This is a genomic window from Bradyrhizobium sp. 179 (assembly GCF_023073535.1).
Taxonomy (GTDB): domain Bacteria; phylum Pseudomonadota; class Alphaproteobacteria; order Rhizobiales; family Xanthobacteraceae; genus Bradyrhizobium.
On record NZ_JADPJR010000108.1, the window covers coordinates 57128 to 70348 of the forward strand.

9 protein-coding genes and 1 pseudogene are annotated in these 13221 nt (G+C 65.0%); 3 read left to right on the top strand and 7 right to left on the bottom strand.

The features are described 5' to 3' along the window. Positions 1-6: 6 nt before the first annotated feature. Positions 7-1542, bottom strand: coding sequence for an ABC transporter substrate-binding protein (locus IVB12_RS25155; protein ID WP_247303062.1), 1536 nt, complete (start codon positions 1540-1542; stop codon positions 7-9). Positions 1543-1674: 132 nt separating this feature from the next. Next, positions 1675-2871, bottom strand: a complete 1197-nt coding sequence (locus IVB12_RS25160; RefSeq protein WP_247303064.1) for a CaiB/BaiF CoA-transferase family protein — start codon at positions 2869-2871, stop codon at positions 1675-1677. Between the two features lie 181 nt (positions 2872-3052). Between IVB12_RS25160 and glgA the strand changes: the two genes are divergently transcribed. After that, positions 3053-4468 (top strand): glycogen synthase GlgA, encoded by a 1416-nt coding sequence (gene glgA / locus IVB12_RS25165; protein WP_247303067.1) that lies wholly within the window; start codon positions 3053-3055, stop codon positions 4466-4468. 128 nt (positions 4469-4596) lie between these two features. Here glgA and IVB12_RS25170 read toward each other — a convergent pair whose 3' ends face one another. Beyond that, on the bottom strand, positions 4597-5544 hold the full coding sequence (locus IVB12_RS25170; protein ID WP_247303069.1) for an oxygenase MpaB family protein: 948 nt from the start codon (positions 5542-5544) through the stop codon (positions 4597-4599). Between the two features lie 127 nt (positions 5545-5671). Here IVB12_RS25170 and IVB12_RS25175 point away from each other — a divergent pair. Then, positions 5672-5837 (top strand): annotated as a pseudogene (locus IVB12_RS25175) (MFS transporter); the annotation flags it as partial. Between the two features lie 3 nt (positions 5838-5840). Here the strand turns inward: IVB12_RS25175 and IVB12_RS25180 are convergent. Genes IVB12_RS25180 through IVB12_RS25195 form a run of 4 tightly spaced genes read right to left on the bottom strand, consistent with a single transcriptional unit; the run spans position 5841 to position 11749 of the window. After that, positions 5841-7157, bottom strand: a complete 1317-nt coding sequence (locus IVB12_RS25180) for an MFS transporter (RefSeq protein WP_247303071.1) — start codon at positions 7155-7157, stop codon at positions 5841-5843. 23 nt (positions 7158-7180) lie between these two features. Continuing rightward, a complete protein-coding gene (locus IVB12_RS25185; RefSeq protein WP_247303073.1) occupies positions 7181-7699 on the bottom strand; it encodes a PRC-barrel domain-containing protein in 519 nt (172 codons plus the stop codon). Between the two features lie 23 nt (positions 7700-7722). After that, positions 7723-9927 carry an amylo-alpha-1,6-glucosidase gene (locus tag IVB12_RS25190; RefSeq protein WP_247303075.1) on the bottom strand — a complete coding sequence of 735 codons (2205 nt, stop codon included), beginning with the start codon at positions 9925-9927 and terminating at the stop codon, positions 7723-7725. A 58-nt stretch (positions 9928-9985) separates the two neighbouring features. Beyond that, positions 9986-11749, bottom strand: a complete 1764-nt coding sequence (locus tag IVB12_RS25195; protein WP_247303077.1) for an ABC transporter ATP-binding protein — start codon at positions 11747-11749, stop codon at positions 9986-9988. Positions 11750-12025: 276 nt separating this feature from the next. Between IVB12_RS25195 and IVB12_RS25200 the strand changes: the two genes are divergently transcribed. Next, positions 12026-13096, top strand: coding sequence for a glycosyltransferase family 4 protein (locus IVB12_RS25200; RefSeq protein ID WP_247303079.1), 1071 nt, complete (start codon positions 12026-12028; stop codon positions 13094-13096). The last annotated feature ends 125 nt before the right edge of the window (positions 13097-13221 follow it).

Consider the following 13221-nt stretch of genomic DNA (forward strand, 5'->3'; position numbering starts at 1 on the left):
GCGCTTTCATTCCAGCCAGGTGCTCGAGACGTCGATCACGCCGTTGTAGATTTTCGGAAAGCCTCTCAGCTTGGCGCTCGACAGCGCGTAATAGGTGTTCTGGAACGTCCAGAACCAGATCGCCTCCTTGTTGATGAGGCGGCTGATCGCGCAATAATCCTCGGTGCGCTGTGCCGGATCAGCGGTGACGCGGGCGTGATCGAGCAGCCGGTCGAGTTCGGGATCTGAAAAGCCCGCGAGCGCGAGTGGGCTGCCGCTGCGGAAGTTGGCGTACATCTGCGGATCGGGATCGGCGAGATCGACGATGCGCCATGGCGTCAGCTGGAACTGGCGGGCGAAGGCGCGCGACGGAATGGTGGCCTGGTCGACCTGCTCGATCTCCATGTTGGCGCCGACGCGCTTCCAGAACTGCTGGAGCACCTGGCCGATCATGCGACCACGCGGCGTCGCGGTTACCAGCATCTTGAACTCGACCGGTTTGCCATAATCCTTGATCAGCGCCTTGGCCTTCTCGACGTCGAACGGCAGCGCACCGTCGTCCTTGCACTTGACCCAGGAGCCGTCGCCATAGGGATTGCTCGCCGGCCGGCTCAGGCCGTTGCTGATCGCCTGCGACATTTTTGGACGGTCGATCGCCATCACCAGCGCCTGCCGCACGCGGACATCGTCGAACGGCGCAACCTTGGTGTTGAAGGCATAGACCTGCGCGCCCGAGCCCTTGTAGGTGTGCACGGTGAGCTTGGGATCCTTCTGCGCCCTCATGATGTTGTCGGCGTCGTTCTCGTCGTCCCAGATGATGTCGGCCTCGCCGGATTGCAGCGAAGCGAAGCGCGACTGCGCGTCCGGCAGCGGCTTTAGGATGATGCGGTCAAGATAGGGGCGGCCCTTGTCCCAGTAGTTGGGGTTCTTTTCCAGCACCATGCGGTCGCCCGCAGTCCAGGATTTCAGCATGTAGGGGCCGGTGCCGACGGGATTGCGATTATAGTCGTCGCCCTTGGTCTTCCAGGCCGTCGGCGAATGCACGACGTTGTTCTGGCTCTGGATGGTTATCGTCGCCGGCAGGTTCACGGCCGGATCGGTAAGATTATAGACGATGGTGTACTCGTCGGGCGCCAGCACCTCCTTGACGTTGGTGATGTAGAAGGCGCAGCGGCACTTGTTGGCGGGGTCCTTCTGCCGGTCGAAATTCTCCTTGAAAGCCTGCGCGTTGAACGGCGTGCCGTCATGGAATTTCACGCCCTGGCGCAGCTTGAAGGTCCAGCTCTTGTAATCATCGGAATGGGTCCAGGACACCGCCAGTTTTGGCGCGGCCTGCCCTTTCTCATCGAGCGTCGTCAGCGTGTCGAAGATTGCGGCGGCCGCGGTGAAGGTGGAGGTGTCGTAGACGCCGACTTTGAGCGGGTCGAACCCTGCAATTTCCAGCTCCTGTCCGACGGTGATGCTGCCGCCCGATTTCTGCGCTTGCGCAGGCGCGGCCAGAGCAAATGCCGCGACGAGGAAAATCGGCACGCGCTTGCGTGCGACTGCAGCCGCCTTCGTCATGGTTCCTCCCAGGATCCCTCGTCCGATGTTTCGGATCGTTGAATGACTCGGGAGCAAGATTGGCGACAAATGTCCGCCACGGCAAGAGGAACGCACGAGAGTTCGAGCGCCGCATGTCGCGGCGCGTTGCGTTCAGCGCGTTGCGGCCGTTTTGCCTGACGGAATTGGTGCATCGCTCGCAAGACCGATCTCGGCGCGCAGCGCATCCGTATGCTCGCCGAGCACGGCCATCGTCTTGGCTGGCGCGGTCTCCGCGCCCGACATCCGGAACGGCAAATTGAGCACCTGGAATGAGCCGCCTTCATCCCGCACTTCGGACAGCGCCTGCCGGTGCGCGAGCTGCGGATCGGCCAGCGCTTCGGACACGGTGCGATAGGCCGAGGCCGGGACGCCGGCCGCGCCGAGCGCGGCAAGGCATGCATCGGTCGTGAGCTGCCGCGACCAGGCTTCGACGCCGTCCATCATCTCGGCCCAGTTCTCGCGGCGCGCGGCGTAGGTCGAAAAGCGCGGATCGGAAATCCATTGGGTGCGGCCGATCACCTCCATCAGACCTCGAAACGTCTTCTCGCTGGCGACTGTGATCATGACGTAGCCGCTGGCCGTCTCCGTCGGCCCGAACATCGGGCGCGGCGGCGGCTTCACGGCGAATTGCGAACTCTGCAACTCGGTCAGCGTCAGCGACAGCATCGTTTCCAGCATGGAAACGTCGATATGCTGGCCAAGGCCCGTAACGGTGCGCTGATAGAGCGCAGACGCGATCGCGCCGAAGCCGTAGGTGCCAGTGACGACGTCGGCATGGTAGATGCCGCAATAGTCGGGACGGCTGCGACCGGGCTGGTAGGCAAGATGCGCCATGTCGTAGCCCGAGGCCGCATGGATCACCGGCGCATAGGCCGGCAGTTCGGCCGACGGCCCGGTCTGGCCGTAGCCGGAGATCGAGCAGTAGATCAGCCTTTGGTTGATCTGACGCATGCTGTCGTAGTCGAGCCGCAGCCGGCGCATCACCCCCGGGCGGAAGTTCTCGACGAGGATGTCGGCGGTTGTGGCCAGCCGGCGCACCGCCTCCTTGCCGTCCTCGGATTTGAGGTCGAGCACCACGCTCTTCTTGCCGACATTGAGCTGGCCGAACGTGGTGCTGCAACCCTTGCGGAGCGGCGGTCGGGTCCGCATCGTCTCTCCGCCATCGGTCTCGATTTTGATGACCTCAGCGCCCATGTCGGCGAGCATCCGCGTGCAATGGGGACCGGCAATCGTGGTCGAAAAATCCAGGACCCGCAGGCCCGCGAAGGCCTTTGTCGTCTTTCCCCCATGCTTATCTGCTAGCTGCATCCGCGGAGCCCCATGGAACCTTCAGTGTTCTTTGTTGTTGATGCGCCGACCCTAGAGGGCGGCGGCTGAGTAGGAAAGTCTTTACCGAACGGACAGGCCGCGTGGGCGGGGATTTGAATGTGACGGCAACTGGACCCGTTCTTGCATAGAGGCAAGCGGGCTCGGCAGAGGGCAGCTGTTCTTGAGGGTCTTGTTCGTCACGACAGAGATGGACGACTTCGTCCGCGTGGGCGGACTTGGCGCCGTTTCCGCGGCCCTTCCTCGCGCCCTTCGCTCCTTTGCCGATATCCGGATCATGCTGCCCGGCTATCGCGACATCATCGAGCAACTCACGCACATTCAAATCGTTGGCCGCTGTCCGGCATTTGCGGAGATGCCGGCCTGCTCGCTCGGACGGGCCGCGACCAAGGATGGCCTGCCGGTCTACGTGCTGTTGTGCTCACAGCTCTACGACCGACCCGGCAATCCCTATGGCGACGAATCCGGGCGCGACTGGCCGGACAATGACATCCGCTTCGCGCGCCTTGCCTCGGCCGCCGCTGAGCTGGCCATGGGCACGCTGGACAAGAATTGGGCAGCAGACCTGATCCATGCCAACGACTGGCAGGCCTCGCTCGTGCCGGCCTATCTCGCCTGGCGCGGCGCCAAGCTGCCGTCGATCCTGACCATCCACAATCTCGCTTATCAGGGTCTCTTCCCGAAGGACTCGCTGCGGCGGATCGGCGCTCCGGAGAGCTCGTTCCACATTGACGGCGTCGAATTCTACGACCAGGTCTCCTTCCTCAAGGCGGGGCTGGTCTATGCGTCTCACCTCACCACGGTCAGCGGCACCTATGCGCGCGAGATCACGACGGCCGAATACGGCTGCGGCCTCGAAGGCCTGCTTCGCGTCCGCTCCGACGCGGCCGAGCTCACCGGCATCCTCAACGGCATCGACGAGAGCTGGGACCCACGCTCCTGCGCACAGCTCGCGCAGCAATTCGGCGCGGGCGACTGGGTCGGCAAGAAAGCGAATGCGGACTACGTGCGCAAGCAATTCGGGCTTGCGGTCTCACGCGGTCCCATGTTCGGCATCGTTGCCCGCCTTGTGCACCAGAAGGGCATCGACCTCGTGCTGTCGGCCGCCGACGAGATCGTCGACGCCGGCGGGCAGATCGTGGTCACCGGCTCCGGCGAGCCGGCGCTCGAGCAAGCCTTGATCGACGCGCACCGGCGCCGCCCCGACGCCATCGGGGTCGTGATCGGCTTCAACGACGCCCAGGCTCGCCGTATTTTCGCCGGCAGCGATTTCACCCTGATGCCCTCACGCTTCGAGCCGTGCGGGCTCAGCCAGATGTACGCGCAGCGCTTCGGCTCGCTGCCGATCGGACACCAGACCGGCGGCCTTGCCGAAACCATCACTGACGGCGAGACCGGCTTCCTGTTCTCAAGACCCTCGCGTGAATCCTTCCTCGGCGGCGTCCGCCGCGCGTTCGAGGCGTTCATGGCGCAGGACCAGCTCGATACCATGCGCCGCAGCGCGATGGGACGATCGTTCTCCTGGAGCATCTCGGCCGGCAGCTACAGCGCGCTGTACCGGAAGCTGGCGGCGGTGTGAGGCGACGCTGTCATTCCGGGGCGCGGGTTTTGGCGCGAGCCCGGAATCCATCGTACCGCCGGAATGATGGAGGATAACGGCACCCCGTGAACGGCACGGACGACCGGACAGGCCTGGCTTTTGAGGCTCTACTGCCCCCGCACATCCATCTGCGGCCGCCCGATCCAGGCTCTGTTGAGGCATCGGGTCAGCCAATCGGGTTGCGGCTCGCCGCGCAGCCGCGCTTGCGCCTCCTGATAGGGCCCGACATAGCGCAGCCTGTCGGGCAATCTCGGATAGACACGCCGTATCCATTTCAGCGCGTGATCGGCAGTTCTGATGTCCCGCTCATCGAGCTCAAATCCGAAGCCGGCCCGCAAGCGTTCCGGCAGCATCCTCGCCGTGAGCGCGCGGTACCATCGCGGCGGCCGCAACCAGGGACGGGCGCCGCTGAAGATCTGCTCGGCGATCTCGCGCGCCGCCGGGCTGACGGTCAGCGTATCCGACTGCGCCATCGCCTTGGTGTAGGCTGCGAAGCCCGACCAGTCCGCCGGCAGATCATCCCCCGTCAATCCGAACAGGGCGCCGTAAAGCCGGGCCTCGCTCCAATAGCGCTCGCGCTCCTCCGCCGAGAGTGGCGGCAGCACCAGATCATGCGCCATCAGTGCGGTCTCGACCAGCGTCGCATGGACCCAGCGGAGCGAGGGAATGTCGTTGGCGCAGTAGCGCGAGCCGGCCGCGAACGGCCCGACGGTGTCGGGCATCTCGCCGACGATCATGCTGTGGCGCCGGTGCAACTGCCGGGACGACCGCAGCGCCCGGTCCAGCGAGCCGAACACCATGGTAAAGACGATGTCGAAAGTGCGATGGAAGCGGCCGATCGGATCGGCAAGGGTGCGCGAATGCTCGGCGATCGCCGCCGCGACCCAAGGATGCGCCAGTTGCAGCAGCAGCGCGCGGCCGGCGCCGAGAAAGATTACGGCCTCCCGGTCGATCTGCCAGGTCAGCGAGGCCGGACCGAACACGCCGGCGACCGGTCCCGCTGCGTTCGCGCGCAGCCTATCGAGCGATGCCTCCAGATCTTTTTCACCAACCAATTGCAAGCCTCGCGACGAAGACATGGCGACAATAGCCCGGACCGCGCGCCTGCGAAATCGCCATTGCGCAAAACAATGACCAACAAGGCTCTCAGTCCGCCGCAATCGGCAGTGCGTCCATATCCGCTTCGTCGGACAGGCGGCCTCGGACAACAGCGGCATCGCCGGCGGCACCTATCTTGCCTGCTATTTCTGTGGCGGACTGGTCGGCACGGCCGTGCTGGCGGTCGTTCGATGCTTTCGGCTGGCACGGTTGCGTGGCCGGCGTGGGCGCTACGCCAGCGACGAATTGAGTATCACCAGGATGGACGATCCGCTGCTGCAGTCATACCCGCGCGCCGCGTCTCCGGCATTACGAACAGAATCAGCAGAAGCCCCGTCGCGGCAACCCCGGACAGTCCGATGAAGGCGGTGGCGTTGCCGAACTTGTCGCTGACATAGCCGCCAAGCGCGGTGCTCAAGGCCGCACCGATGCCGGTCGCGGTGCCGACGATGCCCTGCGCCAGGTTGAAGTGACCGCTGCCGAAGGCAACGTCGGCGACGATCAGCGGAATCATCACCGCGAACACGGCCGCGGTGAGCCCATCGAACACCTGCACCAGCACGAGCAGATAGGGATCGCGCACGGTTGCGAACAGCAGACCGCGAATCGTCAACGCGCCGAATCCGATCAGGAGCAGCGGCCGTCGGCCCCAAAGTTGTGCCTTGCGCCCGACCGTCGGCGACAGCAGCGCCACGATCGCCTGCGGGACGACGATGCAAAAGGCGACGAGCACCGTCGCCCACTGGCTCGACCGCGCCGTCACCGCGCTCGCCATCAGCGGCATCATCGCCGCGTTCGCGAGCTGCAACAAGAGCACGCTCAGCGCGAACACGATCAGCGGACGCTGCCGGATCAGGTGCCAGACATTGGTGTCGCCGCGATCGGCTGCCTCAGGCGGCATCTCACCGTGACAGCGCGCGATGTCGACCTCGTGCTCGCGGATGCGCGAAAGCGCGATCAGGGTCGGGATCGCGAGCAGGAAGGTGACCAGGAATACCGAGCGGCTCGACAGCAGGTAGCCGGCGGTACCCATTACCGCCGCCGCGACGCCGTTGCCGAGCGAGGCAAAGCGCGCATTGCGGCCAAGACGCTCGCCGATCGCGAGCGGACCGACCAGGCCGAGGCTGATCGCGGCAATCGCCGGCCCCAGCACGCAGCTCGCCATCGCATGCAGGGTGGCGGCGGTCACCACCACTGGGAAGATCGGCATCGCGGCGTAGGCCAGCGCGCAGCAGCCGATGGTGGCAATCGCAAGCGCGGCCACCAGCCGTTCCGATTTCGCCGCATCGATGATTGCCCCGCCCGGCATCTGCCCGATCAGGGCGACGATGCCGCCGATCGACAGCACGAGGCCGATCTCGACCTGGGTCCATTTCTGCGTCGTGAGGTAAACCGCGATGAACGGACCGAATCCGGTCTGCACATCGGCGAGGAAGAAGATGAACCAGTCGAGCCCGCGCAGGCTCTGACGCGACGGTGCCGGAAGACCTGCAGCCGATAGCGCGGCGGCGTGGTCCTGCTCAACCGGGGCGTCGCGATCTGCATGTTTCGGCTTGCTCGACAACAGCACAGGCGGTCAGCCCTCCGGGCACCTCACTGAATCGCTTGCAGCGGTTGAAGGCTGCCGGACGCGCCGAGCACCACGATCGGCGTGTCTTCCTTGTATTCCGGCGCAGCCGCGACCTGCGCCTTGGTCAATTCCAGCGTGATGCTGTCCTTCTTGTTGGCGATCTTGCCGAAGCGCAGCGCGTTCCAGTCCACCACGATCTTACGGCTGCCGACGCCGAGGAAGCCGCCGAAATCGATCGCCGCCGCGCGCACATGGCCGGTGCGATCGACGATGACGTCGACGATACGGCCCATGTCTTCGCCGGCGGCGCTGCGCACGTCGCGGCCAAGGACGCCATGCGCTTCGCTCGCGCCGATGATGGTCACCGAGGGCGGCGGGGCGGCATCCTTCGGGGTGACCGGAACGGTCGAGGCCGGCGGCTGTGCCGGCGGCGCATTCGCTTCGCTCTGGCTCGCGGGCTGATCCTCCGCGGCGCGCGAGGGCGCAGCCGCCAGGCCCGCGACGATGGCTATGCCCAGGATCAGCGCTCCGATAGCACGCATCACACCCTCCTCACGGCACGCCGCTAGCGCGCCAGCACGATCGAGACCTGGATCTGGCCGCGCGTGCGCAACACTTCCAGCGCCACGTCATCGGCATGGCGGCTGACGCGCAGATCCACGCTGGACTCGCCCAGCCGCACATCACGCAGGATCACCTCGTTCAGGAACGCCGGCAGATGCGGATTGCGCAGGCGAATCTCCCCGCGCGCCACGTCGAACTCGATGCCGAGCGCCGCCTCCAGCAACGTGAACGGCGTCGCGCTGGCCCAGGCCTGCGGCGCGCAGGCGACCGGATACAGCGTCGGGCCGCGCCGCTTCTCGCGCCGAAAGCCGCAGAACAATTCGGGCAGCCGACGCAAATCCATATAGGTCGCCGCGTCGAACAGCCCCTTGAAGACATGGGCCACCGAATGCTTGAGGCCGTAGCGCGCGAGCCCGAGCGCGATCAGCGCGTTGTCGTGCGGCCAGATCGACCCGTTATGATAGGACATCGGGTTGTAGCGGACCTCGCCTTGCGCGACGGTGCGGATGCCCCAGCCCGAATAGAAATGCGGCCGCATTAGATCGGCTGCGACCAGACGGGCGCGGTCCTCGCGGATCATGCCGCTGAACAGTACCTGCCCGGCATTCGAGGTCCGCACCTTGCAGGGGCGCTTCTTGCCGTCGAGGGCGAGCGCATAAGTGCCGAGCTCCTCGCACCAGAACGCCTTCTCGAAGTGCTCGGCCAGCGCCTTGGCTTCGGCCTCGAGCTGGCGCGCGCGGTCCGGCTTGCCGAGCTGCAGGGCACAGCGCGCCGCCGACTGCTTGGCCATGTAGACGTAGCCCTGGACTTCGGCGAGAGCGATATTGCCTTCCGCGAGCTGGCCGTCGGCATGGAAGATCGCGTCGTAGGAATCCTTCCAGCCCTGGTTGGCGAGTCCTTTCTCCGTCGCGCGCTGGTATTCGACGAAACCGTCCTGATCGGGATCGCCGGGGCCGTCGATCCAGGCGAGCCCGGCCTCGATCGCCGGCCACAGCTCGATCAACGTGGCCTCGTCGCCGGTACGTTCGAAATAGCTTCCCGCGAGCAGGACGAATAGCGCGGTCGAATCGACGCTGCCGTAATATTGGGAGAACGGCACCTCGCCCAACGCCGCCATCTCGCCGCCGCGCATCTCGTGCAGGATCTTTCCGGGCGCGGCGTCGGCGAGCGGATCGACCGCCTTCGCCTGGAAATGCGCAAGGCGCCGCAATACGCCCTTGGCGACGCGCGGATCGACCCAGAGCATCTGGAGCGCGGTGATCAGGCCGTCGCGACCGAACGTCGTCGAGTACCAGGGAATGCCGGCATAGGGATAACGCCCTTGCGGCGTCTCCGTCATCAGCATGTTGAGGTCGGCCATGGCCTGGCACAGCACCTCGTTGAAGATGTTGTTGGAGGTCTCGATGCTGGCGGCGCCCATGGTCGACTGCCGCATCTCGCGGCGGTGCGCCAAGAGGCCCGGGAAGAACCGCGCCGGCTTTTCCGTCACCGGCCGGTTGCAAGAGACGGCAACGAACAGCGATCTGGCCTCGTGCGGGTCGAGCTCGAGCTGCCAAGTCGCAGCATTGACCGACAGCCGCGTCGGACGCGGATCGAAATGCAGCCCAGTGATGCGCTCGGCCTCGTCGAGGCCGCGATACTCGAACAGCACGTCGGTCGGACCTAACAAGCGGCTCGTACCGGTGCCACGGCGCGGGCGCCGCTCGCCGCGGACCTCGAACAGGTCGGCAAAGTCGTTGTCGAACAGCAGCGTCAGCTCGAAGCTGGCGCGTGCGTCGCCGTGGTTCTGCACGCCGATGCGCTGATAAGCGCTACCGCGCCACAGGAAGATCGTGCGCACGATGTGCAGCAGATCCTTTTGGAACACGAGGCGGCCCTGACGATAGATGTCGGGATTGGTGAGATCGACCGTCAACGCCGAATTGTCGTCGCGGAGGTTCGAGCCGAGCAGCAGCGGCTGAAGATCGTCGAGCACGAGCTCCAGCCGCGCCAGGTAGCGCGTGTCGGAGTGAAACAGCCCGTCCGGCCCGCCCGCCGAAGCGCCGATGTCGCCGTGGCTGTCGAGCACGATGAAGGTATCGTCGTGCTTGAGGGACCGCCGCGGCCGGGCGGCGGGTCCCGTCATCGGAATGTAGAACGTCTGCTCCGCGACGGCCTCCACCGTCTGGGACACGGAAATGATCTGGGTTACGGTTTCGGCTGCCATGAGCTGCTCCCCTGCGCCTTGATTCGAAACGCAACCAACGCGAATGTGACTGCTCGATCTACGCGGCGACCTTCGCGAGCCGGCTCATCTCCTGCGTCACCAGCTCACGGTAGGGGCCGTGACCCTGCATCAGCCGGTCGGGCGCGCCGTCCTCGATGATCTTGCCGGCCTTGAGCACGACCACGCGGTCGAAATTGCGCAGCGTCGCCAAGCGATGCGCGATCGCAACCACGGTGCGGCCGCGCATCAGCCGCGACAGTGCCTCGCGGATCGCCTCCTCCGATTCGCTGTCGAGCGCTGCGGTTGCCTCGTCGAGCAGCAGGATCGGCGCGTCCTTGAGGAAGGCGCGCGCGATCGCGATGCGCTGGCGCTGGCCGCCCGACATCTTCACACCGCGGTCGCCGACCATGGTATCGAGACCTTCCGGCAAGCTCTCGACGAAATCGCAACGCGCCGCGATCGCCGCGCGCAGCACCTCGTCGTCGGTGGCGTTCGGCCGGCCATAACGGATGTTCTCGCGGATGGAGCGGTGGAACAGGGAGATGTCCTGCGGCACAACTGAGATCGCCTCGCGCAGGCTCAGCTGCGTCACCTTGGAAATGTCCTGGCCATCGATGGTGATGTTACCCTCGTCGACGTCGTAGAAGCGCTGCAGCAGCGTGAACAGGGTCGATTTGCCGCCGCCGGACTGGCCGACCAGGCCGACGCGCTGGCCGGGTTGCAAGCGTAGACTGAACCGCTCAAAAATCTTCTCGCCGCCGGGATAGCCGAAGGTGACGTTATTGAACGCGATCGCGGCGCCGCTCTTGACCAGAGGCTCGGCCTCGGGGTGATCGCGCAGTTCGTGCGGCACCAGCAGGGTGGCGATGGCCTCGGTCAGCCGCGCGACGTGCTGGGTCACGTCGACCAGCGCCACCGCGAGATCGCGCGTTGCATTGAGAATGGACAGGCCGAGGGTGCAGACCAGCACGACGTCGCCGGTGGTCGCCTCGCCCTTCTGCCACAGCGTGATCGCCCAGGCCATCAGCGCCACGGTCAGCACGACGGTCACGCCGGCATGCGTGATCCGCAGCTTCTCCAGATACCGCAGGCTGCGGCCCCGCGCGGTGAGCTCCCGATTCACCGTCGCGTCGAACCGCTCATGCTCGTGGCTGATGCCACAGAAGGCGCGCACCAGCGGCATGTTGCTGATCACGTCGATCATCTCGCCGTCGACCACCGCGGCCTTGTCGGCGAAATCATCATGCAGCGGCTTGCCGGCGGCGGCCAGGTGGAACATCGCGACCACCATGCCGCCGGCGATCACGATCAGGCCCAGCGCCATATACGGACTCACGGTTCCGATCAGCATGATTGCCGCAATTGTGGCAATGCAGGGCGGCAGCACGTTCCAGACGAACATGTTCTCGACCGTGAACACCGCGTTGGAAGTCGCCGTGATGCGACTCGTCAGCATGCCCGGCATGCGATCGGAGAAATAGCTCGGGGCGTGGCCGGTCAGATGACGAAATATGTCGCGACGTAAATCACCGGTGACCCGGACGAAGGTGAAGCTCGCCGTCCAGCTCGCGATCCGCCACAGGAAGTTGTCGGCGGCGATCAGTGACATGAGCAGAATGAATGCCAGCCATACGCTGCCGCCATGAGATGGTCCGGCGGACAGGCTGTCGACCAGCGATTTGACGCCGTACTGGGTGCCCACGGAGCAGGCAACGGCTGCCACGACAGCCGTCAGGATCACCAGGTGTGACGCGAGACGACGCCGGAGGTAGCGCAAGACAAAGGCAAATGGCCTGCGCGCGTATCCAGAAAGCTGATCCATATGGCTATCGCCCCGTTATGCTGGTTTTCATTTCGTTACTGGTCGAGTGAACAGCGACCACTTCGCCTCGGTTCCCGGGCCCGGCGATCACGACATGCGGATACGGACGATCTGAGAAGATGTAGTGGCAGCATCGAGACGTCCCCCTGACGTGTCGAATATGTAACGTTCGGAGGAAGGAACTTCGCAGGTGCGGGAACGTTCCCTTGTCTGGCATTGCCGGTGCCGTACAGGCGGGGGGTTTTCAATACATGATCGCACAGAGGAGATGGTGAGATGCGCATCGCGCAGGTTGCTCCGTTGACGGAGGCTGTTCCACCCAAACTGTATGGCGGCACCGAGCGGGTGGTGCATTGGTTGACGGAAGAGCTGGTGGCCCTTGGACACGATGTGACGCTGTTCGCCAGCGGCGACTCGCAAACCTCGGCAAAGCTAGATGCATTATGGCCGCGGGCGCTCCGCCTCGACGGTTCCGTGCGTGATCCCAACGCGCTGCATATGGTGTTGCTGGAGCGCGTGCGGCAGAAATGTGACGACGAGGAGTTCGACTTCCTTCACTTCCACCTCGACTATTATCCGTGGTCGCTGTTCTATCGGCAGCCAACGCCGTTCGTGACCACGCTGCACGGCCGTCTCGACCTGCCGGAGCACCAGCCGGTGTTCAACACTTTCTCGAAAATGCCGGTCATTTCGATCTCCAATGCGCAGCGGCGGCCCGTGCCGCAGGCGAACTGGGTCACCACCATTCATCATGGCCTGCCAGAGAATCTGCTGACGCCGAAGCCCGTCAAGCAGGAATATCTCGCCGTGCTCGGCCGCATCGCGCCCGAGAAGGGCGTCGACCGCGCCATCAAGATCGCGACCCATTGCGGCATCCCGCTGAAGATCGCCGCCAAGGTCGATCGCGCCGACCAGGATTATTACGACGAACTGATCCGGCCGATGATCGAGAACAATCCGCTGGTCGAGTTCATCGGCGAGATCAGCGATCACGAGAAATCGGACTTTTTGAGCGGCGCGCTCGGTCTCTTGCTGCCAATCGACTGGCCGGAGCCGTTCGGTCTGGTGATGATCGAAGCGATGGCGTGCGGAACGCCGGTGGTCGCCTTCAACCGCGGCTCGGTGCCGGAGATCATCGACGAGGGCCTCACCGGCTTCATCGTCGAGGACGTCATCAGCGCAGCGGGAGTGGTCAACCGCCTCGCGCAACTGGACCGCACTGCGATCCGCAAGCAGTTCGAGACCCGCTTCACGGCGCGGCGGATGGCACTGGACTATCTCGCGGCGTATCGCAGCCTGACCGAGGCACAGGCGCCGCGGATCAAGCTGGTGAGCAGCGCGGAGTAGAGCTTCTGCACCGCTGCTGGTCGAAGTGCCCTCTCCCGTTGTGGGAGAGGGCTCAAGGCCTGCGCGGCACACTCGCTTGGGTGAGGGGTTTGCCTCGCCACGGAAAAATCTTTCCGCGGAAACGG

Excerpts from the sequence above, each read along its gene's own strand:
- IVB12_RS25155 (WP_247303062.1), bottom strand. The coding sequence starts at position 1,542 with ATGACGAAGGCGGCTGCAGTCGCACGCAAGCGCGTGCCGATTTTCCTC.
- IVB12_RS25160 (WP_247303064.1), bottom strand. The coding sequence starts at position 2,871 with ATGCAGCTAGCAGATAAGCATGGGGGAAAGACGACAAAGGCCTTCGCG.
- IVB12_RS25185 (WP_247303073.1), bottom strand. The coding sequence starts at position 7,699 with ATGCGTGCTATCGGAGCGCTGATCCTGGGCATAGCCATCGTCGCGGGC.
- IVB12_RS25190 (WP_247303075.1), bottom strand. The coding sequence starts at position 9,927 with ATGGCAGCCGAAACCGTAACCCAGATCATTTCCGTGTCCCAGACGGTG.
- IVB12_RS25195 (WP_247303077.1), bottom strand. The coding sequence starts at position 11,749 with ATGGATCAGCTTTCTGGATACGCGCGCAGGCCATTTGCCTTTGTCTTG.
- IVB12_RS25200 (WP_247303079.1), top strand. The coding sequence starts at position 12,026 with ATGCGCATCGCGCAGGTTGCTCCGTTGACGGAGGCTGTTCCACCCAAA.